The following is a 24,846-nucleotide window of genomic DNA, read 5'->3' on the forward strand; positions in this document are numbered from 1 at the left end:
GTGAACCCGCGCAACACCCCCGCGCGGAGACCGCCCCTTGCCGATCGTCCGGCGCGCGACGAGGGCCCCTCGTGTGACGTACCCGATCCGGGTTGCCGACACCGGCTCAGAAACGCACCCCGACCAGCCGGAGGACCGCGTCCAGGCCTCGGCGCGCACCGGGGGCGGCGCCGGCCGGCAGGACGTACGAGCGCAGCCCCGCACCTGCCGCGCCGCCGTCCTTGGCAGGATGGTCGCCCACCATCAGCGTCTCGGACGGGTCGACGCCCAGCACGCCGCACGCCTGGTGGAACAGGACGGGGTCGGGCTTCTCGGTGTCGTAGGCGTAGGAGTGCACCCACGCGGTGAAGTGGTGGTCGAGCCGGTGGTGGGTGAAGGTCGGCCGCAGGTCCCAGCCCACGTCGCTGACGACTCCCAGGGCGATGCCCGCGCCCCGCAGGGCCTCCAACGTGGTGCCCGCATCGTCGTACGGCAGCCAGTGCCCGGGTGACCGCAGCTGGTCGTAGAGCACGCCGGCGTGGGGCGCGAGTTCCGGTACAAATGCGTACCAGGTCGTGAAGGCGTGACGGTGCGCCTCCGAGGAGACGTCCCGGCCCGCTTGCGCACGCACGACCTCGGGATCCGTGAGCCCCGCCGCCAGCCCGTCCAGCAGCCTGTCCATCTCCGCTTCGTCCACGGGCCGTCCGAGCGCCGCGCGGATCCGGTCCGCGTACGAGGCGATCTGGAACAGGGTGCCGGAGAAGTCGAAGAGCACGGCGCGGACGGGCAGGGGCTCACGGTCGGCGGCCGTGGCACGGAGGGGACCTTCGGGACCGTGGACGATAGGGTGTGTCATTCGGTCTTCCTATCGCATCGGGGCGGGCACGAGGCCACCCGGGCTCACGGGCCGGTGCTCCGAGGCGGGACCGGGTTCCGCAGCCGCCGGACGCCCGGCGAGTCGTCAGGTGCCGTCGGGAGCCGTGCCGAAGCGGGCGAGGCAGTGCCAGACCTTCTTGAGCGCCTGCGGGTCGTGGCGGCCGGTGGCGGCGGCCGCCCCCACGACGCGCGGGTCGAGCGCCCCGTCGACGGCGATCGCGGCGCCCAGGTCCACGTACTCCTGACCGCGGTACGCGGGTCGGAGCCTGAGCTCCTCGACGGTGAGCCGGAAGCCGCCGTGCCACTCCAGGGGGCACGGCAGCCGCCGGGCGGCGTCCTCGACGGCCGTGCCCCGGTAGCACGGGTCCAGCACGAGCGCCTCGACGTCGCGGTCCAGCCGCAGCGGCCCGTGGACCTGCGCCTCGACGTAGTCGTCCAGGGCGTCCTTGGAGTCGGCCAGGGCGAGCGCGATCAGGCCCATGCGCTCGCGGACGCCGAAGTCCGTCGGCTCGAAGAAGCTGTCCGGGTAGCAGAAGGTCGTCCGCGCCAGGGTCCGGGCGGTCAGGCGGAGGTGGGCGGAGCCGAACCGCGGTGCGGCGCCGACCGCCTTGCGGCGGAAGTTCAGCGCCCCGTACACGGGGCGATCGGCGGCGGGCGCGGCGTCGTACGCGCCGGCGAAGATGCGGCTCTCCCACCGCCAACGGTCGCCTCCCGGGCGTGCGGTCAGTCCGCCGTTGCTCGTCCCCGTGGCGAACTGCGAGAGGTAGAGCCCGCCTTGGGCCAGGGCCGCGAGCAACGGCTCGCCGCGCGCCGCCCGGTCGGGGTGGAAGTTCAGCGTCACCCGCAGTGCCGGATCCACCGGAGGCCCCGACGACAGCCCCGCCACATGGCGCAGGGCCCGCTCGCGCGGTGTCGGGGCGGCTTCGGGCGTCATCCCCGCAGTGTCCCGCGGAGGGTGGGGCGTCCGCACGCGGTATCCCCGGCTCCGGGATGATGTGACCATGCAAAGATCATCCCTGGGCGTCTGCGCCCTCGTCCTCGCCATGACGGCTTCCCTCGGCGCCTGCGGATCGGGCGACGCCGACCGGGCGCGCGAACTCGCAGCCGAGGCGTGCATGAGGTACGAGATGTTCCTCCCGTCCGACTTCGACACTCCCGACGGCCGTGAGACGATCCGCAGCAGGGTCGTACCGGCTCTCCAGGACAGCGCGCGCCAGGCGGCCCAGGCCGCTCGCCTCGACTCGGACTGGCAGGAACTCGCCCTGGGGCTCTCCCGGGTGTCGGAGCAGACCTCGGCACGACTCGAACTCGCCGACCTGCAGGCCGGTACCGCCTCCGAGGGCACGGACGACGCGGACGAACTCCAGAGCCGCGTCCTGAACCTCGGCGGCGAGGTCGACGCCCACGACCCCGGGGAGCAGTGCCGGAAGACCCAGGGCTCCTGACGGCGCCGGTGCGTCCCTGGCCCGGTGGCGGCGTACGCCCTCGGTCCCGGGGAGCCGTGCCCGCGTCAGACCGCTGCCGTCAGCTGCTCGTACTGCTCGTCGGTGAGCCGGATGCCCGCGGCGGCCACGTTGTTCTCCAGGTGCGCGACCTTGGACGTGCCCGGGATGGGGAGCATGACCGGTGAGCGCCTGAGCAGCCAGGCGAGGGCGAGCTGCGACGGGTGGGCGCCGTGAGCCTCGGCGATGCGGTCCAGGGGGCCGCCCTCGCGGGCCAGTCCGCCCGTGGCGAGCGGGTACCAGGGGATGAAGGCCATGCCGTGCCGCTCGGCGTGGGCGAGGACGTCCTCGGACGCGCGGTCGGCGAGGTTGTAGCGGTTCTGGACGGAGACGACGGTGGCCGTCCTCGAGGCCTCCTCGATCTGGGCGGTGCTCACCTCGCTGAGCCCGATGTGGCGGATCTTGCCCTCCTGCTGCATGGCGGCCAGTTCGCCGACCTGGTCCGCGACGGGCACCTCGGGGTCGACGCGGTGCAGCTGGAGCAGGTCGATGCGTTCGACGCCCAGGTGGCGCAGGCTCAGCTCGACCTGCTGCCTGAGGTACGCGGGCCGGCCCACCGCGACCCACCGGCCGGGGCCGGGACGTACGAAGCCCGCCTTCGTGCCGATCACCAGGTCCGGCGGATACGGGTGGAGGGCCTTGCGCAGGAGCAGCTCGGCGGTGAAGGGGCCGTAGGAGTCCGCGGTGTCGATGAAGGTGACGCCGAGCGCGACCGCGCGGCGCAGGACGCGTACGGCCTCCTCGGGGTCCTGGGGATCGCCCCACACCCCCTCGCCGGTGAGCTGCATCGTCCCGTAGCCCAGCCGGTGGACGGGCAGGTCGCCGCCGAGGTGGAAGGTGCCGGAGTCCTGGGCGCCGGCCTCCGCGCTCATGGATGTCATGGGGGTCTCCTCGCGTCGTGCCGCGGACGGCTGCTCACCAGCATCGGCGAGGCGCCCGCTCCGCGCGCGGCGGAGTACGCCGACCGGCCGCCGTCAGCTCACCGCGTGCCCGCCCAGGACGCCGAGAAAGTACGTCACGGCCGAGGCGGCGGCGACGATCAGCAGTTGGCGTGCCGCGGTCCAGGCCGCCTTGCGCGGGCCGGCGCCGGAGCCGAGGACGGCGCCGACGAGGAGCGATGCGAGGGCCGTCACGGCGGCCGACGCGGCCACCGCGCCCGTTCCCGAGGTGAGGAACCACGGCACCAGCGGCACGAAGGCCCCGGTCGCGAAGAGCAGAAGCGAGCTGACGGCCGCGACCATGGGTGATCCGGCCTCCTGGGCGCTGACGCCGAACAGGATGCGGGGTCGTCTGCCGGGTGGTGCGCCGGGCCGCGACGATGCCCCGGCCGGCCCGCACCGCGGTCTCCTTGTCGAGGCCGCGGCACGCATGCGGCGCGTCATGTGCGCCGGCACGACGGGGCGACAGGGTCCACGCCCGGTGGAGCGCGTCCTCCATGCCGCCGGCGATCTCCCGCCGGCCGCGTACGGAGACCCACTCCCCGGCGGCCATGGACAGCGCGCCGGCGAGCAGGCTCGCGATGCCGGTCAGCCGTACGGTCCCGGGAGCGGCGCTCGCGCCGGCGATGCCGAGGATCAGCCAGAGGTTGGTGACCAGGCCGTCGTTGACGCCCAGCAGGACCGCCCGGATTCTGCCGCCCGTGACGCGATGGGCGGTGCGGGCCGGCGCCGCGAGTTCGGCCTCCGCGGCGGCGTCGCCCTCCGCGCTGCGCCCGGCGGGGTCCCAGCGCGGTGCGAGCACCGACCAGTCCGGCCCCGTCGACGCCATGCCACAGCCTCCTCGCCCCTCGTCGCATCAGGTGCGGGGCGCCGAACGACGCCGGGGCGGTGCCGGGAGGAGTGTGCCGGGTGGAGTGTGCCGGGTCGGTCCCGTCGCGGCCCCGGTCCCCGGGCCCGCAGTCGGTGCCCACGTCCTGCCGTACTCGTCCGCCCGGCCGCCCACCGCATCCCCGAGGCTGCCGTGACCCGTGGCGTCGAGGATCGCCTCGCGGACCTCGGGGGGCCCTCCTGCGCGGCGGCATCGAAGTCCGGCGCTGCACGCGGTCAGAAGCAGCAGCAACAGGGCAGTGAGCGCTGCGTACTTCGACACGATCCCCGGGATACGGCGGCCGACGGGGCTTGCCCCCGCTATTGGTTGACGCTTCATCAAGGGGACATCCGGCGAGGCTCGACGCGTCAACGCGGTTCGGCCAGGGTGATCCGGGCATGTCAATCAGGCCGTGCATACCCCCACCGCGGTCGACCAGGAGGAAGCAAGTGAAGAGAAGCTCGCGTCTCGGCAGGATCCCGGCTGTCGTCGGCAGCGCGGTCGCGCTGGTGATCGCCCTTGCGGGTCCGGCGTTCGCCGCCCCGCCCACCGCCCTGCCCGCCAACGCGGACGGCCTGGAGCAGACGTTCCAGCCGGCGTTCGACTACGACACGGACGGCTGCTACGCCACCCCCGCCATCGGCCCCGACGGGACCATCAACCCGGGCCTGAACCCCACCGGCGCCCTCAACGGCAACTGCCGCGACCAGTCCGACCTGGACAACACCAACGGCTACGCCCGCTACAAGTGCAACAACGGCTGGTGCGCCATCATCTACGGCCTGTACTTCGAGAAGGACCAGGCCATACCCGGCATCAGTCTCGGGGGCCACCGCCACGACTGGGAGCATGTCGTGGTCTGGGTGAAGGACAACCAGGCGCAGTACGTGTCCACGTCGGCGCACGGCAACTTCAACGTCTACGGCCGCGACCAGATCCGCTGGGACGGGACGCACCCCAAGGTCGTGTACCACAAGGACGGCGCGAGCACGCACTGCTTCCGTCCCGCCAACACCAACGACGAGCCGCCGGAGAACCACTACCACGGCTGGCAGTTCCCCGACCTGATCGGCTGGAACGGCTACCCCGCGGGCCTGCGCGACAAGCTGAGCCAGGCCGACTTCGGCAGCGCGGTGTTCGGCCTGAAGGACGGCAACTTCAACGCCCACCTGGCGAAGGCCAAGCCGGCGGGCATCCCGTTCGACCCGAACGCCTGACGCGTGCGCCGGGACGGGGCGGCGCACCGCCCCGCCCCGTCCCGGGCACGGACATCCGTCAGACGGCGTCGAGTTCCGCGATCTCCTCGGCGGTGAGCACGAGTTCCACCGCGGCCACCGAGTCGCGGATGGTCTCCGGACGGCTGGAGCCCGGGATCGGGATCACGTACGGGGACTTGGCGAGCATCCACGCCAGGCACACGCGTTGCGGGCTGACCCCGTGGGCCTGCGCGACCCGGGCGAACGGCGCGTAGGCCGAACCGAGTTCGTGGGCCCGGGAGATGCCGCCGAGCGGGCTCCAGGGCAGGAAGGCGATGCCGAGCTCGTCGCACAGCTCGAGCTCCGGCTCGCTGGAGCGGAAGGCCGGGGAGAACTGGTTCTGCACGGAGACCAGGCGGCCGCCGAGGATCTCGCCGGCCTGCCGGATCTGCTCCGGGTTCGCGTTGGAGACGCCGGCCATGCGGATCTTGCCCTCGTCGAGCAGGTCGCGCACCGCGCCGACGGACTCCGCGTACGGGACCTTGGGGTCGGGGCGGTGGAACTGGTACAGGCCGATCGCCTCGACGCCCAGCCGGCGCAGCGAGTCCTCGCAGGCCCGCTTGATGTGCTCGGGCGAGCCGTCCAGGGTCCAGCTGCCGTCGCCGGGACGCAGGTGGCCGCCCTTGGTGGCGACGAGGACCTCGGAACCGCGCCCGTGGGAGGCGAGGGCCTTGGCGATCAGGGTCTCGTTGTGGCCGACCTCGTCGGCGTGCAGGTGGTAGGCGTCCGCCGTGTCGATCAGCGTCACACCGGCGTCGAGCGCCGCGTGGATGGTGTCGACGGACCGCGCCTCGTCCGGCCGGCCCTCGATGGACATGGGCATGCCGCCCAGACCGATCGCGCTGACCTCGGTGTCGCCGATGCGTCGAGTCTGCATGTGTCCGTGGCCTTTCTCGGCTTGCGTCTCGGCTCTCGCGTACCGACCGCGTACGGATCCCGCGCGGCCCGCGTGAGGAACGCGTAGGGCCCGCGTACGGAAGGCGTACCGATCGCGTACGGATGGAGCGCTGTTGGCGTGCCGGCACGGACGGGAACGGGCCGCGGCCGTGCGGGCACGGGCCAAGCCTCGCCGGAGCTGCGGCCACACGTCCAATAGAAGAAAGCGAACACATTCAGGAGCTAGGCTTCTGAATCATGGAGCTACGCCATCTCGAGTACTTCGTCGCGGTCGCGGAGGAGCACCACTTCACCCGTGCCGCAGAGCGTCTGATGATCTCGCAGTCGGGCCTGTCCGCCTCCGTGCGCGCCCTGGAGCAGGAGCTCGGGACCCCGCTGTTCGTGCGCAGCACCCGCAGCGTGGAACTGACCGCGGCGGGCCGGGCCCTGCTGGACGAGGCCTGCCGGACGCTGGCGAGCGTACGCGCCGCCAAGGAGGCGGTGGCGGCCGTGCAGGGACTGATGCGCGGTGTGCTCACCATCGGCACGGAGCAGTGCCTGGCCGGTGTCGACGTGCCGGCGCTGCTGGCCCGCTTCCGCGCCCGGCACCCGGGCGTCGAGGTCCGGCTGCGGCAGGCCGGGTCGGCCGCCCTGGTCCAGGACATCACCAGCGGCCGGCTGGACGTGGCGTTCACGGCGCTGAGCGGCGAGGCGCCCGAGGGGGTGCGGCTGAGGCCGATCACCCGGGCCCCGATGGTCCTGCTGTGCCATCCCGGGCACCGGCTGGCCGGGGCGGAGACGGCGGGCTGGGCGGACCTCGGCGGCGAGGAGTTCGTGGACTTCCACCCCGACTGGGGCGCGCGCGGGCTCACCGACCGGGCCTTCGCCGCGAACGGCGTGCAGCGCCGGGTCGCCCTGGAGGTCAACGACGTGCACAGCCTGATCGACCTCGTCCACCACGGGCTCGGGATCGCCGTCGTGCCGCGGCCCATCGCGCGCAAGGAACACGCCGCGGGGCTGCGCACCGTGCCGCTGGCGGGCGCCGAAGAGCACGTCTGGGAGGTGTCGGCCGCCCTGCCCCAGGAGGACCGGGTCTCCCCCGCCGCCCGTACGCTGCTGTCCTACCTGCCGTGACCTCGCCTGCCGTGACCTCGCCTGCCGCGCCCCGGCCGGCGGCCCCGCCGCTGACCTGCGGGCGCCCCGGCCGGCGCGCACACTGGTGCCGGGGGCGGCGCGGCGCCGCGCGTCCGTCCCGTACCGGTACGCCGTTCCCCGGAGGGGCATGAACAACTCGGCCCACGACCCGTACGTCCGGGTGCGCGGCGCCCGCGAGCACAACCTGCGCGACGTCGACGTGGACGTGCCCCGGGACGCGCTGGCGGTGTTCACCGGGGTCTCCGGCTCGGGCAAGTCCTCGCTCGCGTTCGGCACGATCTACGCGGAGGCGCAGCGCCGCTACTTCGAGTCCGTCGCCCCGTACGCCCGCCGCCTCATCCACCAAGTGGGCGCCCCCGCGGTCGACGACGTCCTGGGGCTGCCACCGGCGGTCGCCCTGGAACAGCGCCGCGGGGCACCGACCTCCCGCAGTTACGTGGGCACGGTGACGACGCTGTCGAACACGCTGCGCATGCTCTTCTCCCGCGCGGGCCGCTACCCGCAGGGGGCGGACCCCGTGGACTCCGACGCCTTCTCGCCCAACACGGCCGCCGGCGCCTGCCCGGTGTGCCAGGGGCTCGGCCGGGTGCACCGGGCCACCGAGGAACTGATGGTCCCGGACCCCTCGCTGAGCATCCAGGAGGGGGCCATCGCCGCCTGGCCGGGCGCCTGGCACGGGAAGAACCTGCGGGACGTCACACGCACCCTCGGCCACGACGTCGACCGGCCGTGGCGCGACCTGCCCCCGCGTGACCGGGAGTGGATCCTGTTCACCGACGAGCAGCCGGTGGTGACCGTGCACCCGGTGCGGGAGGCGGGCCGGATCCAGCGTCCGTACCAGGGGACGTTCCAGAGCGCGCGGCGCTACGTGATGCACACCTTCGCCGACTCCAAGAGCCCGGCGCTGCGGGCCCGCGCGGAACGGTTCCTGGAGAGCTCGCTCTGCCCCGCCTGCGGCGGCAGCCGGCTGCGCCCGGAGTCCCTGGCCGTCACCTTCGCCGGACGGAACATCGCCGAGCTCAACGCGATGCCGCTCGCGCGGCTCGCCGACGTCCTGCGCCCGGCCGCGCGGGGCACGGTGGACGACCTCCCCGAGGGCCCGCAGCGGCAGATCGCCCGGACGCTCTGCGCCGATCTCGTCGCCCGGATCGAGGTCGTCGCCGAACTCGGCCTGGGCTACCTGAGCCTGGACCGCACGACCCCCACCCTCTCCCCCGGCGAGCTGCAACGCCTGCGCCTGGCGACCCAGTTGCGCTCCGGCCTGTTCGGTGTCGTCTACGTGCTCGACGAACCCTCGGCCGGGCTGCACCCGGCGGACAGCGAGGCGCTGCTCACGGTGCTGGTACGGCTGCGGGACGCGGGGAACTCGGTGTTCGTCGTCGAGCACGACATGGACGTGGTGCGCCGGGCGGACTGGATCGTGGACGTCGGGCCGCTCGCGGGCGAGCACGGCGGCCGGGTGCTCTACAGCGGCCCGGTGGACGGGCTGGAGGCGGTCGCGGAGTCCGCCACGCGCCGCTTCCTGTTCGCCTCGGGCCCCGATCCGGCCGCCGGGCGAGCGGCACGGGAGCCGTCGTCGTGGCTGGGCCTGCGCGGCATCACGCGGCACAACCTGCGCGGTGTGGACGTCGAGCTGCCCCTCGGGGTGTTCACGGCGATCACGGGGGTGTCGGGTTCCGGCAAGTCCACCCTGGTGGGGGTGCTCGCGGGGGTGCTCACCGAACACCTGGGCCCGGCCGCCACCGCGGACGACGCGCCGGACCCCGCCAACGCCCCCGGGGACGGCGACGCGTGGGACGGTGCCGGAGGCGGGCCGGCGTCGGGCGTCGTGGCGGAGGGACTGCGTGCGGTCGACCGCCTGGTGCGGGTCGACCAGAAGCCCATCGGCCGCACGCCGCGCTCCAACCTGGCCACCTACACCGGCCTGTTCGACGCGGTGCGCAAGCTCTTCGCGGCCACCGACGACGCCCGGCGGCACGGCTACAGGGCGGGGCGGTTCTCCTTCAACGTCGCAGGCGGCCGTTGCGAGACCTGCCAGGGCGAGGGCTTCGTCGCCGTCGAGCTGCTGTTCCTGCCCGGCACGTACGCCCCGTGCCCCACCTGCCACGGGGACCGCTACAACGAGGAGACGCTGGCGGTCCGTTACCGGGGGCGGAACGTCGCCCAGGTGCTCGGCATGACCGTGGACGCCGCGGCCGGCTTCTTCACCGACGTCCCCCCGGTCGCCCGGAGCCTGCGCACCCTGCAGGAGGTCGGGCTGGGCTACCTCCGCCTGGGGCAGCCCGCCACCGAACTGTCGGGCGGCGAGGCGCAGCGCATCAAGCTCGCCTCGGAGCTGCAGCGCGGCCGCCGCGGGCACACCGTGTACCTGCTGGACGAGCCCACGACGGGGCTGCACCCGGCCGATGTGGAGCTGCTGATGCGGCAGTTGCACGGGCTGGTCGACGCCGGGCACTCGGTCTTCGTGGTGGAGCACGAGATGGGCGTCGTGGCGGGCGCCGACTGGGTGATCGACCTGGGCCCCGACGGCGGGGACGCGGGCGGGCGGATCGTCGCCACCGGACGTCCCGGCCAGGTGGCCCGGGCGGACGGCAGCCGTACGGCGCCCTACCTGGCACGCCGGCTCACGGGCTGACGGGCTGACGGCCTGACGGCCTGTGCGGACGGGCGAGGCCGACCGGTCCGGGCCGCCGGGTGGAACCGCCCGCGGCGGCCCGGGACTTCGGCGGTCCGGCCCTGCCGGTGACCAACGCCCGCGCGCGGGGTCGCCGGACGGCGGCGGCACACCGAACGACGGCACCGCCCGTCCTCCGGCGGCCCCCGTCGCCCGTGGGCTCAGACGGCGCGCCAGCCGCTCCAGCGCCGTACGGAGATCTCGACCACGGGTCCCGCGGGCGGACGACCGGTGTACTGGCCGTACTTGGCGGTCAGCAGGTCGACGATGCGGGCGGCCGCGGGCGATCCCCCGCCCGGGCCGCCGGCCGGCGGGAGGACGCGGGCCGTGCCGTCCGCGCGGGCCCACCACAGCAGGTCCCAGTCCTCGTCGTAGTGGTCCGCGAGCAGGCACACCGAGGGATTGGCCTCGATGTTGGCCAGGCGTTTGAGGTGCGTCGTCCGTTTGGGCTTGTGGTCGACGGCCAGCGCGACCGTGTCGCCGTCCACGGCGAAGACCACCGGCACCAGGTGCGGCGTGCCGGCGGCGTCGGCGGTGGCCAGGCGGACGACGCGTGCCGCGGCGAAGCGCTCGCGCGCCTCGCCGTCCGTCAGGGCCGGCATCGGGCCCTCCCCTCGTCGCGGGCGGCCCGGTCAGCGGAACGCGTCGGCGAGTGACGCCAGTTGGTCCAGGTGCGTCAGGGTCTCCGGTTCGGGCAGCGTCGGCAGGTACAGCAGGACCCGTTCGACGCCGAGCCGCCGGTAGCCCTCGAGCTGCTCCGCGCCGCCCCGGACCCCGTACACCGTCACGGGCACGTCCCGCCCGGCGACCTCGCGCAGCCGCTCGATGCGCGGGCCGAGGTCGTCCGGCGCGTTGCTGTTGGCGAGCCAGGCGTCGCCGAACTCGGCGACCCGGCGGAACCCGCCCTCGCCGCCTCCGACGTAGATCGGCGGGTGCGGCCGCTGCACGGGCTTGGGCCAGGCGAAGACGGGGTCGAAGTCGACGAACCGGCCGTGGAACTCGGCCTCGTCCGAGGTCCACAACTCGCGGATCGCGCGCAGGCGTTCGTCGGTGAGCAGCCCGCGCGAGGCGGGGTCGGCCCCGTGGTTCCGCATCTCCTCGCGGTTCCAGCCGACACCCACGCCGAAGACGGCGCGGCCGTCGGAGACCAGGTCGAGGGAGGCCACCTCCTTGGCCGTGTGGATCGGGTCGCGCTGCGGGACGAGGGCGATCCCGGTGCCCAGCAGCAGGCGCCGGGTGACGGCGGCGATCGCGGACAGGGCGACGAAGGGGTCGAGGGTTCGGTAGTACATGTCCGGCAGCTCGCCGCCCCCGGGGTAGGGGCTCTCGCGCCGGACCGGGATGTGGCTGTGCTCGGCGATGAAGAGCGAGTCGAACGCCCGTTCCTCCAGCGCGGTGCCGAGCGGGGCGGGGCGGACGCCCTGGTCGGTGATGAAGGTCGAGATCCCGATTTTCACGACGGCTCCGTGGGTTGCGGCGGCGAGGGGGTGGGCCCCGCTGTGCTCCCTACCCCTCCCCGGTGGCCGTGCGCCCACGACCACCCGGGAGGAGCATCGCGTTGGGTGCGGCTCAACGGCGCGCCGCCCTCGGCGCCCGCACGCGCCGGTGCAGTTCCACGGCGAGCGGCGCGGCGGTGAACACCGAGGACCAGGTGCCCACGGCGAGCCCGATGAGCAGGGCCAGCGCGAAGTCCGCGAGCGACCCCTCCCCCAGCACGGCGAGCGCGGCGAGGATGAACGCCGCTCCCATCCCGGTGTTGACCGTGCGGGGCACCGTCTGCAGGACTGCCGTGTTGACGACGCGGGCGAAGGGGCGTCCCCGGTCGCGCCGGGCCAGTTCCCTGACCCGGTCGAAGACGACGACGGAGTCGTTGACGGAGTAGCCGATGACGGTGAGCAGGGCCGCGACGAAGACGCCGTCGACGGGCTTGCCGAGCCAGGCGAACACCCCGACGAGGACGACGACGTCGTGCGCCATGGCGACCACCGCCGCCGCACCGAATGTCCAGCGGAACCGGGCCGCCAGGTAGACGAGCTGGGCGGCCAGCGCCACGACGAGGGCGATGACGGCGCCCCGGCGCAGCTCCTCGCCGATGCCCGGACCCACGGACTCGTCGCGGAGTTCTTCCACGTGGCCGCCGAGGCCGCCGATCGCGGCGGCGACGCGGTCCTCCTCCGCCTCGGTCAGCTCCGCGGTGCGCACGGTGAGGCGGTCCTCGCCCGAGGTCTGCACCACCGCCCGGGGGAATCCTTCCCGGGCGAGGACCTCGCGTGCCCGGTCGGCGCTCACCGGCCGGTCCGTGGCGTACTCGATGAGCCGGCCGCCGGTGAACTCCACCCCGAGGTCGGCACCCCGCACGAGGAGGCCGGAGCCCGCCAGGACGAGGACCGCCGCAGACACGGCGAGCCGGCGCCTCGGGCGCCGCATCAGGTCGGGGTCGCGCCGGGTGATCCACTGCCGTACGGTGCCGATGCCCGCGATGCCGGACAGGTGCGGGCGCCGGCGCAGGGACGGGCGGGCCACGGCCAGGCCGGCGAGGGCCCGGGTGATCACCAGGGCGCTGAGCATGGACGCCAGGACACCGATGCCGAGCGTGACGCCGAAGCCGCGTACGGGCCCGGAGCCCAGGAAGAACAGCAGCGCGGCGGCGATGAGGGTGGTGACGTTGGTGTCGGCGACGGCGCTGAAGGCGTTCCGGAAGCCCGCGGTCAGCGCGGAGCCCAGGCTCGCGCGGCGCCGCGCCGCGTACTCCTCCCGGGCCCGTTCGAAGACGAGCACGTTGGCGTCCACGGCCATGCCGATCGCCAGGACGAAGCCCGCGAGCCCCGGCAGGGTGAGGGTGGCGCCGAGGGCGGCCAGCGCGGCGTAGGAGACCAGGCCGTAGCAGGCGAGCGCGACGACGGCCAGGGCGCCGACGAGCCGGTAGACGGCGATGACGAACAGCGAGGTCAGCACGGTGCCGATGGCCGCGGCCCACACGGCGGCCGTGACGGCCGCCGCACCGAGCGTGGGGCCGACGGTGCGCTGCTCGACGGTCTCCACGGGGACGGGGAGGGCGCCTCCGCTGATCAGCAGGGCCAGTTCGCGTGCCCCGGCGTCGTCGAAGGTGCCCGTGATCCGGGTCGAGCCGCCGGTGATGCCCGTCCCGCAGGCGACGGAGGGATCGACCTGCGGGGAGGAGATCACCTTGTCGTCCAGGACGATCGCGACGCGCCGGGCCGGGTCGCCGTCGGGCCGGCAGGCCGCCTCTCCGGTCAGGCGCGCCCACCTGTCCCGGCCCTCGCCCTTGAAGTCGACGTCGACGGTCCAGCCCGCGCCGGTGTCCTGGTCGAAGCGGGCGTGCGCGCCCTTGACGTCCCCGCCGGTCAGCGAGGCGGCGCGGAGCCGGAGCGACTGGCCGTACTCGTCGGCGAGCACGCGTTCCGCGGGGCGCCCGGGCGGCGGGGCGGGGGGCTCGCCGCCGTCGCCGGCGGTGCCGAGCACGGCGTGGAAGGTGAGCTGCGCGGTGCGTCCGAGGACGGCCGCGGCCTGCTCCGGGTCCTCCACACCGGGCAGTTCGACGATGATCCGGTGGTCCCCCGACTGCACGATGGCGGGTTCCGCGACGCCGAGGGCGTCGACGCGGCCGCGCAGCACCTCGACGGTACGGGCGGTGGCCTCGGCGTCCGCGGGCGCCGTGGGGGTCGAGCGGGTCTCCAGGACGATCTGGGTGCCGCCGCGCAGGTCGAGTCCGAGACGGACCGGGACCGTGGCGGCGACGTAGAGGGACAGGGCGACGGCAACGAGGGCGAGCAACGCCCGTACGCGCGTGGCGCGTGACACGGGGGGCCTCCAGCAGGCATGGCGCAGCCGCACAAGGGGCGGTCCGCGCAAGGGATGTGACAAGAATGTGACGGGGCGTCAGATGCCTGTGGAGGAGGGCGGGGCGCGCCCGCGGCAGGGCGCCGCGTGGGCGGTCGGGCGGGCCTGGCGGTCCGGGGCCGGTCGTGTCGCGGCGTACGCCGGACCGGTGAGGGCGGTCCGGCCGGGGGCGACCGCGGCGCCGGACGGGGGTGCGTGCCGCTCGCCCGGGGTGTCGCGCCACGCCTGGGCGGGCGCGGCACAGGGGGCGTACGGTCCCTCGGCGTGCGCACCGGTGGCGTGCGGCCCGGGGCCCCGGTCGCCGGTGGCGGCGGTCGGCGGCGGGGCGTCCCCGGGGCCCGCCGCGGCGGCCGGGACGAGGAGCCAGAGGACGGCGAGGAGGGCGGCGAGCACCGCCCCCGCGACCGCCGTCGCCGGCCGGCGGGGCCCGCGCGGGCGGGTCGCGAGGGCACGGCGCACCGCCATGCGGCACCTCCTCGCCGGTCGTCGGGGGTGGGACGGGACGTGCTCCGGGCGCCGGGCTCACGCCTCGATGAGGCCGGCCCGTATCGCGTAACGGGTGAGCTGCAGCCGGTCGTGCAGGCCGAGCTTGCCCAGCAGGTTCGCGCGGTGCCGGTGGACGGTCTTGACGCTGATCACCAGCGTCTCGGCGATCTCCTTGGAGGAGTGCCCCTCGGCGACCAGCTTGAGCACCTCCTCCTCCCGCGCCGTCAGCACGTGGTCCGGGGTCTGCTCGCCCTGGCGGGCGCGGTCGAGGTAGTTGCGGATCAGGGCGGTGACCGCGCCGGGGTAGAGGAACGGCTCGTCGCGCATGGCGGCCCGGCAGGCGGCGACCAGGTCGCGGTCGGCGACCGACTTCAGCACGTAGCCGCAGGCACCCGCCTTGAGCGCCTGGAAGAAGTACTGCTCGTTGTCGTGCATCGTCAGCATCAGGATGCGCAGCCCGGGCTTGAGCGCGACCAGGTCGCCGGTCGCCTGCAGGCCCGTCATGCGGGGCATCGAGACGTCCAGGATCGCCAGGTCGACGTCCTGGGCGCGGGCCAGCGCGATGGCCTCCGCGCCGTCGCCGGCCTCGGCGACGACCTCCAGGTCCGGTTCGCGGTCGAGGATCAGCCGCACGCCGCGGCGCACCAGAGCGTGGTCGTCGGCGAGGAGGATGCGGATCGGGGTCGGTCGGGTCGGGGTCATGAGCGGTCCCTGGGGGCGGGCACGGTCAGCCGGACCTGGGTGCCGGCCCGTGGGGTGGAGGTGATGTCGAGCGCGGCTCCGAGGAGCAGCGCCCGTTCGCGCATGCCGCGGATGCCGGCGCCCTCGTGGACGATGCCGGTGCCGCGTCCGTCGTCGCTGACGCCGAGCACGACGCGGTCGCCGCTGTGGCGCAGGCTGACCTCGACGCGCTCGGCCTCGGCGTGGCGGGCGACGTTCGTCAGGCTCTCCTGGGCGACGCGGTACAGGACGAGTTCCGTCTCGCGGTCGAGCGAGGGCAGGTCAGTGTCGAAGCGGCGGCGCACCCCCAGCCCGGTGTGCGTGGCGAAGTCGCCGGTGAGCGAGGTCAGTGCGCTGACCAGGCCGAAGTCGTCCAGCACCGCGGGGCGCAGCCGGCGGGCGAGCCTGCGGACCTCGTCCAGGCTCTCCCGGGTGATCTCCTGCGCCTGGTGCAGTTCGCCGCGGAGCGGTTCGGCCGCCTGGCCCGCGGCCCGGTTCAGTTCGAGCAGGACGGCGGTCATGCTCTGCCCCACCTCGTCGTGGAGTTCCTGGGCGACCCGCCGGCGTTCGGCCTCCTGCGCGAACAGGACGCGGGCGCTGCTCGTGGCCCGCTCCTCCTCCAGCCGGTCCAGCATGGCGTTGAAGGTGCGGATCAGCTCGGGTACGCCGCCGTGGCCGCGGGCCGCGGGCAGCCGCTGCCCCGGTCGCAGCAGGTCGACGGTGGTCATCAGCCGGGTCAGCCGGTCCAGCGGGGCCAGGCCGACCCGCAGCAGTACGGCGTTGGCGACCAGCATCACCGCGAGGCCGCCGACCAGGATCACCGCCTCGGCCAGCACCACGGGTACGGAGACGGTCACCGGGGCCCACAGCAGCAGTGCCGTGGCCGCGCCGAGCACCACCGCGTTCAGCCCGAAGATCCGCCAGAACAGGGACACCTGACGTCGGCCTCCTTCTCCCGCTCTTCCCTCGTCGCGCCACGCGCGCACACCTGGCGCCCGCCTCCGCGGGTTCCGGCAGGCGGGCGCGGCCGTCGTCGGGACGGCCTGCGTCCAGCCTGCCCGGCACGGGTGCCCTGGTCGATGGGGTGCGACCCCCATCTCCGGGATGGACGGGAGCCCGGCGGATGGGGTCCGGGACCCACAGGAGATGGGTGTCACGGCCGATGGGCGGACGCCGCCCGCCCCGCCATGGTGGGAGACGCCCCCCGCGTGGTCCCGGCCGGCGTCGCCCTCGGCGCCGGCCGCCCGCGCATCCGCTCCCCGGAAGGAGCCCCGCCGTGACCCCCGACACCGCCCGGCCCGATCCCTCGCCCGGTCCGCTGCCCGATCCCCGGCCCGGCCCCCGTCCTGTCGGCGTGTCCGTGCCCGACGCCCACCGGCGCCTCGAGCACGAACGCGACACCCGGCTGACCCAGCTGCGGGCCGTCGCCGAGGCCGGCTGGGCGGCGGACGACCACGTCATGATCGTGCAGAAGGAGGCCATCCAGCGGGTGCTGGGCGAGATCGAGGCCGCCTTCGCGCGCCTCCAGGACGGCAGTTACGGGGTCTGTCCCGACTGCGCCAAGCCCATACCGGCCGAGCGCCTGGAGATCCTCCCCTACGCGCGCTGCTGCGTGGCGTGCGGGCGCCGTGCCGCGTGACCCCGTGGACCGGCCGGAGGGAGGTGACGTGGTGAACCACCGGACCGCGGGCGACCGCGCCGCGCATCTGTCCGCCGAGGACCTCGCCGCGCTGCGTGCGAGCCTCCTCGAGCAACGGCTGTTCCGCCGCGAGCAGTTGCGGCAGGTCGCCGCGGCCGTCCCGGCCCCCGCGCACCGGGCGGCGGGCGGACGAGCGGCGGGCGGACGGGCGGCGGCCCGCGAGGAGGTGCGCGCCGCGCTCGCCGCCTCCGCCCGGATGGTGCTCGCCGACGTCGAGGCGGCCCTGGAACGCATGCGCGCGGGGCGGTACGGGATCTGCCCGCTGTGCCGGGAGCCCATCCCGCTGAACCACCTGGTGGTCGTCCCCCAGGCCCGCTACTGCGGCCGCTGCCGGCAGGCGAGGGGGACCGGGGCATGAGCACGCCGCGGCTGCCCGCGCGCCGGCGGGCGGGGTTCGCCATCGACCTCGGCAGCACCCGTACGCGGGTCTGGGCGGTCGGCGGGGGCATGGTGCTCGACGTCCCCACGGTGACGTTCCCAGGCACCGGCACCGGCACCGGCACCGGCACCGCCGGCGGTCCCGGCACCCTCCACCCCGTCCGCCGGCGTGTCATCGACGTCCCCGGCACCGCGCGGATGCTCGACCGGCTGCTCCGCCACCGGCTGCCCCGCCTCGGCCGTCCGCTGGTCGTGCTGACGGCGCCCGTCCTGGACGGCGTCGCCTTCTCCACCGCGGCCAGGGCCGCGGTGGAGGTCCTGCGGCCGCATGCCGTACTGACCGTGCCGACGGCGCGGACGGTGGCGGTCGCGGCCCGCGAGGACCCGTCCCGCCCGCTGCTCGTGGTGGACGCCGGCGCCCACGTCAGCGAGACGGTCCTGCTCGTCGACGGCCTGGTGACCGACGCGCACCGCGCGACGCTCGGCACCGCCGACCTCGACGGCGGCCCCGGGGCCGCCGCACGCGTCGTCGACTCGCTGGTGGCCATGGTGGCGACCGTGCTGGCGGAGGACCGGACGGCGGCCGCGCCGGCCGCCCTGGCGCACGGCGTCCTCCTGGCCGGCGGGGGCGCGCTGCGCCCCGAGGTCGTCCTCCGTCTCTCGCGCCGGCTGGACGTCCCCGTCAAGGTCGTGCCGGCCCCGCACACCGCCGCGGTGCGCGGCGCCGCCGAACTCCTCGCGTCCGCCCGCCTCCACCCGTCGCTCACCGGCAACGTCCGCCCGCCCGTGGTGGGGTAGGCTCCGTCGCCGTCCACCGGGTTGCACGACCGGGGGCGGGATGGTGGCCTGAAGAGGTGTCGTGCCGGGGAGGCAGGGATGGCGACAGCGTCGATGCGTACGGTCCGGCTGTCCTCCAGGGACGTGCCGGCGCTCGGCCAGGGCACCTGGTACCTCGGTGAGGACCCGGGGCGCCGCCGCGAGGAGATCGCGGCCCTGCGGCTCGGGCTGGACCTGGGCATGTCGATCGTCGACACCGCCGAGATGTACGGCGACGGCGCGGCGGAGGAACTGGTCGGGGAGGCCGTCGCGGGACGCCGTGCCGAGGTGTTCCTCGTCAGCAAGGTGCTGCCGCACCACGCCGACCGCCGTGGTGTCGTCGCCGCCTGCGAGGCGAGCCTGCGACGGCTCCGCACCGACATCCTGGACCTGTACCTGCTGCACTGGCGGGGCCCGCATCCGCTGGAGGAGACGCTCGCCGGCTTCACGGAACTGATGGCCGCCGGCAAGATCCGCACCTGGGGCGTCAGCAACCTGGACGCCGCCGACATGGCCGAGCTGGTCGCCCTGCCGGGCGGGTCGGCGGTGGCGGTGGACCAGGTGCTCTACAACCTCACCCGGCGCGGCATCGAGGGGGACCTGCTCCCCTGGTGCCGGCGCAACCGGGCGGGCGTGATGGCGTACTCCCCCGTCGAGCAGGGCCGGCTGCTGCGTTCCGCACCGCTGCGGGCCGTGGCGGACGGCCTCGGTGCCACGCCCGCCCAGGTGGCGCTGGCGTGGGTGCTGGAGCAGGGCGTGGCGGCGATCCCCCGCACGGGTCGGCCCGAGCACGTGCGGGAGAACCGTGCCGCCGCCGACCTGCGGCTCCCCGCGGACGCGCTGGCGGCGCTCGACGCGGCGTTCCCGCCGCCCCGCGGACCCGTACCGCTGGAGGTGCTCTGAGCGGCGCCCCGCCGTGTCAGCGGGCCGGCTGCCCGGAAGCGGGTCCGGGCCCGGAAGCGGGTGCGGATGCGGGCCCGGGAGCGGCGAGGAACCGTTCGATGCCGAGGTCCAGGGCGACCTCCAGGTGCGTGAGCGAGCCCGTCGTCATCAGGATCGACACACCGCCCTGGATGCCCGCGAGCAGCGCGGCCGCGGCCCGGTCGGCGTCCAGCTCCGCCGCGATCTCCCGCTGCTCCTGCATGGCCCGGATGCCGCTGGTGATCTGAGCCTGCCACGACGCGAGGAGTTCCCTCGTCACGGCCTGCGCGCCGGGCGTGGCGGGGTTCAGCTGCGCGACGAGCGTGCCGAGCGGGCACTGCCGCCCCTGCCGCCGGTAGCGGTCGACGACCGCGTCCCGCCAGTCGTACCAGGCCTGCCACGAGGTGAGCGCGCCCAGGTACGGCTGCTGGTCGGACAGCACCCGGCCGGCCTCGTGCCGGGCGACGGCGAGCAGCAGTTCCTCCTTGCCGCCGGGGAAGTAGTGGAAGAGCTGGCTCTTGCTGGTGGCCGTGCGGGCGCGGATGTCGTCCAGGGTCGTGTCGACCGCGCCGCGCTCGCGGATCTCCTCCGCGGCCCCCTCGACGATGCGCTGCCGGGTGGCGGCGCCCTTGGCCGTGAGTCCCTTGGCCGTGAGTCGTGATGCCATGCCCCCATCGTGCCACTTTTTGGACTTGCGGGTCCATTCTCCGGGTGGCACCTTGGCCGTTCCCAGCCGGTTCACGGAGAAAGGCGCGGAACATGACACAGCGACTCACCGGGCGGACGGCCCTGGTCACCGGTTCCACCACGGGCCTCGGCGCCGCCATCGCGGCCGCCCTCGCGGCGGAGGGCGCGTTCGTCGTCGTCAGCGGACGCGACGAGGCCCGCGGTGCCGACGTGGTGGCCCGCATCGAGAAGGACGGCGGCTCGGCCGCGTTCGTCGGCGCCGACCTGTCGGGGGGCGCCGAGGCCGTAGGACGCCTCGCCACCGGCGCGCTCGCGGCGGCCGGCGGGCGCATCGACGTCCTCGTCAACAACGCGGCGCTCCTGCTGACGCCCACGCCGACCGCCGACGTCCCGCAGGAGACCGTGGACCAGGCGCTGGCGGTGAGCGTGCGGTCGGTGTTCCTGCTCACCGGCCTGCTGGCGCCGCCCATGGCCGAGCGCGGCCACGGCGCCGTGGTCAACCTGGGCTCCATCAACGGCATGCGGGGCTCGGCCAACTCGGCGCTCTACAGCATGACCAAGGCGGCCGTGCACTCGCTGACCACGTCGTGGGCCGACGAGTACGGTCCGCACGGGGTCCGGGTCAACACCGTGGCCCCCGGCCCGACCCTGACGGACAAGGTGGCCGCGATGGGCGAGCACCTGACCCCGATCATCTCCCGCATGCCCGCGCGCCGCGCCGGCCTCCCGGCGGAGGTGGCCTCGGCCGTCGTCTTCCTGGCCAGCGACGAGGCCTCGCAGATCCACGGCGCCACGCTCACCGTCGACGGCGGGTACACCGCGGTCTGACGACCGGCCGCCGACGTGTGGCCCGGCCCGCGCGTTGCCACAATGAGGGCATGACCGGCGCCGGCCGCTACGGGGAGCGCTTCTTCCGCCCGGAGGACGCCGGCGAGGGCGACCGCGTCGACCTCGCCGCCGCCACGTACGACGACACCACCCTCGCCCGCCTGCGGCGGCTCGGGGCGGGCCCCGGCATGCGCTGCCTGGACGTGGGCGCCGGCACGGGCACGGTGGCGCGCAGGCTGCTCCGCGAGGCCGGGGTCAGCGAGGTGGTCGCCGTCGACCGGGACGTACGGTTCCTGGCCGCGCACCCCGTGCCGGGACTGACGGTACGTCAGGCAGACGTGACCGAGGCCGACTTCTCTCCAGGAGGGTTCGACCTCGTCCACGCGCGGTTCGTGCTGATGCACCTGCCGTCCGCCGAGCGGATGATCGCCACGCTGGGCCGGCTGCTCGCCCCCGGCGGTGTGCTGGTGGTCGGCGACGCCGTGGACCTGACCACCGCGTCCGCCCCCGACACCCCGTACACGCGGGTCATGCGGGCGATGTGGCGCGGGCTGCGCGACACGATCGGCACCGACGTCACCCGGGTCCCCCGCTACCCGGGGATGCTCAGGGACGCCGGGCTCCGGTCGGTGGCGGCGGAGGTCCACGTACCCCCGCTCCTGCCGGGCAGCGCCATCAGCCGGTTCTGGGCGGAGACGTGGGAACGGGCGCGGCCGTCGATCACCGCCACCGGCCTGGTCGACGACGCCCTGGTCGACGAGGCCGTGCGCTACCTGGACTCCCCGGACTGCGCCGACCTGTCCCCCGGCCTGCTCATGGCCTGGGGCCGGTCGCCGCAGCAGGGCGTGCGCTGACCGACGGCGCGTGTGACGGCACGGCCTACGGTCGCATCCCGAACAGGAAACGGGTCGCCCGCGTGCGGCGGACCAGGAGCTCGTACGCGGTGAGGGTGAGGACGAGGGCGATCGCCACGAGCACGGCGTACTCGACCAGGATCGGCGCGGACCAGCCGACGACGAAGTACGCGACGGCGACCACGATCGGCTGGTGCAGGACGTACAGCGGCAGCACGGCTGCGGCGAGATAGCCGTAGACGCGCCGCCGCGTCGTCGGGGCCGGGATCGGCTCCGCCGGCGGTCGCGCCGGCCGCCGACGGTCGAGGAGGCCCGGGATGGCGACCACCAGGCACCATCCGGCCGCGCCGAACAGCGCCCGTGAGACGGTGGCCAGGGCGGTCGTCTCCGTGAAGGGCTCGTCGGCCAGGGCGAATCCGGGGCCCGCCGCCGCGAACAGCAGGGCGCCGAGCCAGGCCGCGGTCCCCGCGTCGCGCCGCATCACGGTGCGGAAGCGGTCGTCGCCGGCGAGCGCGAACCCGGCGACGAAGAACAGCAGGTACGACCAGCGGTGCCAGCCTGCGTACTCCTCCTCCAGCCGTGCGAAGGCACAGATCGCCGCGAAGGCGAGGGCCGGCAGCAACACGACGCCCCGCCGGCGCAAGGTCGCCTCCGCCACCCGGTCGCCGATGCGGCGGACGCGCTCGCGCGGCAACCACCGGTGGAGCGGCACCAACATGAGCGAGAACGCCAGCAGGAGCACGACGAACCAGAGATGACCGGTCTCGAAGTGCTCGCCCTGGACGACGAAGGGGAACTCCTCGGGCTCCAGGTGCACGTCGTAGAAGCGGGGCAGGAAGCCGAGGTAGGACTCGTGGTAGCCGGCGTCGGCCGCGCGCAGCCGCAGCCACTGCGGCAGCGGGTTCAGAGCGAGGGTCGCGAAGAGCAGTGGAACGCCGAGCCGCAGCAGCCGCTCCCTGGCGAAGCCGCCCGCACCGCGGCGCTGGAGCGAGTGCCATGCACCGAGGCCGGAGATGAGGAACAGCAGCGGCATGGCCCACACGACCCCGAACCCGGCGATGATCATGATGGCTTCGGTGGTCTCGGAGTTCTTGACGTAGAAGTCGTCGTCGGCGGCGAACACGAGCGCCGAGTGGAAGAAGACCAGCCCGATCACGACCAGCATCCGGATCGCGTCCAGTTCCGGCCGCCGCTCCGGCCGCGGTGCCTGCGCCGGTTCCGCGCGCGTCGCCATGTCCGTCCCCCCGTCGCCTGTAGGTCACCAGTGTTGGAAAGGCGGCCGCCGGACGCCACCCCCGCGACGGACTCAGCTCACACCGGAGAGCAACTCTCGATACACGCCCTGGGGGCCCCGTCACCCGTCCGGCCCACCGCGAGGTGCGGGCCCGCACCGGGGCGACCATGCTGGACGGTGCAGTCGGAGGGCTCCGCTTCTCCCCCGCTGGGCCCTCATCGCCATGAGTCGGGCCCCTGCCGCAAAGGCGCGGCGGGGGCCTGCGGCGTCTGACGCGCCCGGAGCGGCGCCCCAGGTCAGGAGCGGAACGGATTGCCCGGGTCGGCGTGCACGGCCGCGGAGCCGAAGGTCATGCGGTCGTTGTGGGCCTGATCACCACGGGTGAGCACCTCCTGAGCTCGGGACGACCCGCAGCGGTCCTCCCGGCGCTCCCCCGAACCCAGCTGTTCCATGCGCCGGACCTCCCGCTCCGCCGCTTCCAGGTGCCCGAGGTCGAGGGCCATCGCGGCGCGCCCGGCGACGTAGGAGATGTCCTGGCGGATCCGGCAGTCCAGCCCCGGTTGCCCGCACAGGGCCAGGAACCCTACCTCGAGACGGAGTTCGATACGGCCCATCTCGTCCCGGACCCAGGCCGGGATCGCCGCGTGGCGGAGGTCCTTGGCGTAGTCACGCGTCTGCCGGTCGGCCTCGTCGGGGCGGGCCTCCACGGGGCGGTGGGGGTGATCGGCCCAGTCCGTGTCAGCCCACCGGACGATGTCGTCCAGGTACGCGGAGGCGGCCCCGAGATCAGGGGGCGATGCGGAGAGGGCCGCGTCCGCGCCGGCGACCAGCCCGGCGAGACGGCGTCGCGCATCGCCGTCCCCCGCCACGCACATCGCGATGAAACCCGACATCACGTCGAGCCTGCGCGACACCGCCGCCCGCTGCCAGATCTCGTACAGCCCCGCCATCCACCATTCCCTCGCCGACCGACCGCTTCCCGCGCCCCGAACCCTATGCCGCGCCCCCGCCGGCGGGTCCAGCGGTTTTCCACCGGGCCCCGCAAACGCCCTCCGGTGATCCTCATCACGAACGTCACCTCGATCAGCACGCACGCGCACCAGCAGGGGATGCACGACCGGCTCGCGCGCAGCGCGGTGGTGCGCACCCGTTGATCCGCGGCCGGGCGTCGTGCCGGCGGACCCCACCACGTATCCGGGTGAGACGACGTCAAGGCACGGCCACAGGCGGCCAACTGATGATCACTCAGCGGCGATCACTCAGCGGCGGTGAACGTCCCGCGTGCCAGGTCGCCCCGCACCAGGGAGAAGACCACGAGGTCGACGCGGCCCTCGTGGACGAAGCCCGCGTTGCGCAGGACGGCTTCGCGGCGCAGGCCGGCCTTCACGGCCACGCGCTGGGAGGCGGTGTTGCCCGTGGCGGCGCGGAGTTCCAGGCGGTGGAAACCCCGGTCGGCGAGCAGCCAGGTCGCGAGGGTGCGGGTGGCCTCCGTGGCGATGCCGCGTCCGCGCGCCCAGGGCGCGACCCAGTAACCGACCTCGCTGATCCGCGCCCGCCAGTCGGTCCGCTTGAGGCCGACCGTTCCCAGCAGGCGCCCGCCGTCAGGGGCGGCGACGGCGAAGTGGATGCCGTCGCCCGAGGCGCGCAGGGCGTGGGAGGCCGTCGTGCACCAGGCCGTCGCGGCCTCCCGCGTGTACGGACGGGGCAGGGGCAGCCACCGCTGGGTGTCGGGGTCCGTGCAGCTCGCCCAGGTGTCGTGGGCGTCGTCCGGGGTGAACGGGCGCAGGAGGAGCCGCTCGGTGCGCAGGACCGTGTCGGGGAACACATCCGGTTCCGTCGCTCGCTCCGTCCGCCGCAGGCCGGGGGGTTGGGCAGACGGTAGCAGTAGGCCGCGGCGCACCGCACCCCCGCGCGCGGTGACGCAACGTCACGGGCCGTGCGTCGAGTCGTGACGGCCGGACGGCGCGACATTACGGACTTATCCACACACTTGGCATATACAACTCCACAACCGAAAGCGGCCCCTTGACACTCCGCCCCCTGGGGTTCATGGTTCCTCACATCGCTCGTTTAAACCGGTTCAAACGCGAGGTGAAGCCATCCCTTCGCGTGGGTTGCCCCGGTATGCGAGTGCCAGAACGTGCTGCCTCCGGCGCCGAAGGTGCCGCCGGACGGCGTGCCCCCACGGGCACGCCGGTCGACGGGACCCGCGGCTGCGGACGCCGCCCCCTTCCTGCC

25 protein-coding genes and 1 pseudogene are annotated in these 24,846 nt (G+C 74.6%); 10 read left to right on the top strand and 16 right to left on the bottom strand.

Annotated features, from left to right (window positions below):
• Nucleotides 1–106: 106 nt before the first annotated feature.
• Together ACZ7MY_RS25520 and ACZ7MY_RS25525 are read right to left on the bottom strand one after the other, a co-directional pair.
• A complete protein-coding gene (locus ACZ7MY_RS25520; protein ID WP_499605085.1) occupies nt 107–835 on the bottom strand; it encodes an HAD family hydrolase in 729 nt (242 codons plus the stop codon).
• Nucleotides 836–940: 105 nt separating this feature from the next.
• Nucleotides 941–1,789, bottom strand: a complete 849-nt coding sequence (locus ACZ7MY_RS25525; protein WP_499605086.1) for a DUF3626 domain-containing protein — start codon at nt 1,787–1,789, stop codon at nt 941–943.
• Between the two features lie 67 nt (nt 1,790–1,856).
• Here ACZ7MY_RS25525 and ACZ7MY_RS25530 point away from each other — a divergent pair, with 67 nt between their 5' ends.
• Entirely contained in the window at nt 1,857–2,300 is a 444-nt protein-coding gene (locus tag ACZ7MY_RS25530; protein ID WP_499605087.1) for a hypothetical protein, read from the top strand.
• 65 nt (nt 2,301–2,365) lie between these two features.
• Here ACZ7MY_RS25530 and ACZ7MY_RS25535 read toward each other — a convergent pair whose 3' ends face one another.
• The 3 genes and pseudogenes from ACZ7MY_RS25535 to ACZ7MY_RS25545 form a co-directional block, all read right to left on the bottom strand.
• Entirely contained in the window at nt 2,366–3,238 is an 873-nt protein-coding gene (locus ACZ7MY_RS25535) for an aldo/keto reductase (RefSeq protein WP_499605088.1), read from the bottom strand.
• Nucleotides 3,239–3,331: 93 nt separating this feature from the next.
• Complete coding sequence (locus tag ACZ7MY_RS25540) at nt 3,332–3,598, bottom strand: VIT1/CCC1 transporter family protein (RefSeq protein WP_499605090.1); 267 nt, start codon at nt 3,596–3,598, stop codon at nt 3,332–3,334.
• A 223-nt stretch (nt 3,599–3,821) separates the two neighbouring features.
• Nucleotides 3,822–4,124: pseudogene (locus ACZ7MY_RS25545) on the bottom strand (VIT1/CCC1 transporter family protein); the annotation flags it as partial.
• 488 nt (nt 4,125–4,612) lie between these two features.
• On the opposite strand from ACZ7MY_RS25545, the gene ACZ7MY_RS25550 reads away from it, so the two are divergent.
• Nucleotides 4,613–5,380 (top strand): NPP1 family protein, encoded by a 768-nt coding sequence (locus ACZ7MY_RS25550; protein ID WP_499605092.1) that lies wholly within the window; start codon nt 4,613–4,615, stop codon nt 5,378–5,380.
• A 58-nt stretch (nt 5,381–5,438) separates the two neighbouring features.
• Here the strand turns inward: ACZ7MY_RS25550 and ACZ7MY_RS25555 are convergent, their stop codons facing one another.
• Nucleotides 5,439–6,296, bottom strand: coding sequence for an aldo/keto reductase (locus tag ACZ7MY_RS25555; protein WP_499605093.1), 858 nt, complete (start codon nt 6,294–6,296; stop codon nt 5,439–5,441).
• 257 nt (nt 6,297–6,553) lie between these two features.
• Between ACZ7MY_RS25555 and ACZ7MY_RS25560 the strand changes: the two genes are divergently transcribed.
• Both ACZ7MY_RS25560 and ACZ7MY_RS25565 read left to right on the top strand, forming a co-directional pair.
• Nucleotides 6,554–7,429, top strand: coding sequence for a LysR family transcriptional regulator (locus ACZ7MY_RS25560; protein WP_499605095.1), 876 nt, complete (start codon nt 6,554–6,556; stop codon nt 7,427–7,429).
• Between the two features lie 148 nt (nt 7,430–7,577).
• The gene (locus ACZ7MY_RS25565) at nt 7,578–10,085 is read left to right on the top strand and encodes an excinuclease ABC subunit UvrA (protein WP_499605097.1); all 2,508 of its coding nucleotides are present in this window, start codon (nt 7,578–7,580) and stop codon (nt 10,083–10,085) included.
• A gap of 200 nt (nt 10,086–10,285) precedes the next feature.
• Here the strand turns inward: ACZ7MY_RS25565 and ACZ7MY_RS25570 are convergent, their stop codons facing one another.
• The 6 genes from ACZ7MY_RS25570 to ACZ7MY_RS25595 all read right to left on the bottom strand — a co-directional run bounded on the left by ACZ7MY_RS25570 (nt 10,286) and on the right by ACZ7MY_RS25595 (nt 16,126).
• Nucleotides 10,286–10,726, bottom strand: coding sequence for a TIGR03668 family PPOX class F420-dependent oxidoreductase (locus ACZ7MY_RS25570; RefSeq protein WP_499605099.1), 441 nt, complete (start codon nt 10,724–10,726; stop codon nt 10,286–10,288).
• Nucleotides 10,727–10,756: 30 nt separating this feature from the next.
• The gene (locus ACZ7MY_RS25575; protein ID WP_499605101.1) at nt 10,757–11,581 is read right to left on the bottom strand and encodes an LLM class F420-dependent oxidoreductase; all 825 of its coding nucleotides are present in this window, start codon (nt 11,579–11,581) and stop codon (nt 10,757–10,759) included.
• Nucleotides 11,582–11,693: 112 nt separating this feature from the next.
• Entirely contained in the window at nt 11,694–13,946 is a 2,253-nt protein-coding gene (secD, locus tag ACZ7MY_RS25580; RefSeq protein ID WP_499605103.1) for a protein translocase subunit SecD, read from the bottom strand.
• 78 nt (nt 13,947–14,024) lie between these two features.
• Nucleotides 14,025–14,450 (bottom strand): hypothetical protein, encoded by a 426-nt coding sequence (locus ACZ7MY_RS25585; protein ID WP_499605105.1) that lies wholly within the window; start codon nt 14,448–14,450, stop codon nt 14,025–14,027.
• A 57-nt stretch (nt 14,451–14,507) separates the two neighbouring features.
• Nucleotides 14,508–15,173 carry a response regulator gene (locus ACZ7MY_RS25590; protein ID WP_499605107.1) on the bottom strand — a complete coding sequence of 222 codons (666 nt, stop codon included), beginning with the start codon at nt 15,171–15,173 and terminating at the stop codon, nt 14,508–14,510.
• The gene (locus tag ACZ7MY_RS25595; RefSeq protein WP_499605109.1) at nt 15,170–16,126 is read right to left on the bottom strand and encodes a sensor histidine kinase; all 957 of its coding nucleotides are present in this window, start codon (nt 16,124–16,126) and stop codon (nt 15,170–15,172) included. The genes ACZ7MY_RS25590 and ACZ7MY_RS25595 overlap by 4 nt, the downstream gene beginning before the upstream one ends.
• Before the next feature lie 341 nt (nt 16,127–16,467).
• Between ACZ7MY_RS25595 and ACZ7MY_RS25600 the strand changes: the two genes are divergently transcribed.
• The 4 genes from ACZ7MY_RS25600 to ACZ7MY_RS25615 all read left to right on the top strand — a co-directional run bounded on the left by ACZ7MY_RS25600 (nt 16,468) and on the right by ACZ7MY_RS25615 (nt 18,987).
• Nucleotides 16,468–16,830, top strand: coding sequence for a TraR/DksA C4-type zinc finger protein (locus tag ACZ7MY_RS25600; protein WP_499605111.1), 363 nt, complete (start codon nt 16,468–16,470; stop codon nt 16,828–16,830).
• A gap of 28 nt (nt 16,831–16,858) precedes the next feature.
• Nucleotides 16,859–17,248, top strand: coding sequence for a TraR/DksA C4-type zinc finger protein (locus ACZ7MY_RS25605; RefSeq protein WP_499605113.1), 390 nt, complete (start codon nt 16,859–16,861; stop codon nt 17,246–17,248).
• Nucleotides 17,245–18,066, top strand: a complete 822-nt coding sequence (locus ACZ7MY_RS25610) for a hypothetical protein (RefSeq protein ID WP_499605114.1) — start codon at nt 17,245–17,247, stop codon at nt 18,064–18,066. The genes ACZ7MY_RS25605 and ACZ7MY_RS25610 overlap by 4 nt, the downstream gene beginning before the upstream one ends.
• A 78-nt stretch (nt 18,067–18,144) precedes the next feature.
• Complete coding sequence (locus tag ACZ7MY_RS25615) at nt 18,145–18,987, top strand: aldo/keto reductase (RefSeq protein ID WP_499605115.1); 843 nt, start codon at nt 18,145–18,147, stop codon at nt 18,985–18,987.
• 16 nt (nt 18,988–19,003) lie between these two features.
• On the opposite strand, the gene ACZ7MY_RS25620 is transcribed toward ACZ7MY_RS25615, so the two are convergent.
• On the bottom strand, nt 19,004–19,672 hold the full coding sequence (locus tag ACZ7MY_RS25620) for a TetR/AcrR family transcriptional regulator (RefSeq protein ID WP_499605116.1): 669 nt from the start codon (nt 19,670–19,672) through the stop codon (nt 19,004–19,006).
• 92 nt (nt 19,673–19,764) lie between these two features.
• Here ACZ7MY_RS25620 and ACZ7MY_RS25625 point away from each other — a divergent pair, with 92 nt between their 5' ends.
• Both ACZ7MY_RS25625 and ACZ7MY_RS25630 read left to right on the top strand, forming a co-directional pair.
• Entirely contained in the window at nt 19,765–20,520 is a 756-nt protein-coding gene (locus ACZ7MY_RS25625) for an SDR family NAD(P)-dependent oxidoreductase (protein ID WP_499605118.1), read from the top strand.
• A gap of 50 nt (nt 20,521–20,570) precedes the next feature.
• Complete coding sequence (locus ACZ7MY_RS25630; protein ID WP_499605122.1) at nt 20,571–21,374, top strand: class I SAM-dependent methyltransferase; 804 nt, start codon at nt 20,571–20,573, stop codon at nt 21,372–21,374.
• Between the two features lie 25 nt (nt 21,375–21,399).
• On the opposite strand, the gene ACZ7MY_RS25635 is transcribed toward ACZ7MY_RS25630, so the two are convergent.
• The 3 genes from ACZ7MY_RS25635 to ACZ7MY_RS25645 form a co-directional block, all read right to left on the bottom strand.
• Complete coding sequence (locus tag ACZ7MY_RS25635; protein WP_499605123.1) at nt 21,400–22,608, bottom strand: acyltransferase family protein; 1,209 nt, start codon at nt 22,606–22,608, stop codon at nt 21,400–21,402.
• 296 nt (nt 22,609–22,904) lie between these two features.
• Nucleotides 22,905–23,558, bottom strand: a complete 654-nt coding sequence (locus tag ACZ7MY_RS25640; protein WP_499605125.1) for a hypothetical protein — start codon at nt 23,556–23,558, stop codon at nt 22,905–22,907.
• Between the two features lie 305 nt (nt 23,559–23,863).
• Entirely contained in the window at nt 23,864–24,433 is a 570-nt protein-coding gene (locus ACZ7MY_RS25645) for a GNAT family N-acetyltransferase (protein WP_499605127.1), read from the bottom strand.
• Between the last annotated feature and the right edge of the window lie 413 nt (nt 24,434–24,846).

The sequence above is a fragment of the Streptomyces sp. NPDC111520 genome (assembly GCF_055635295.1).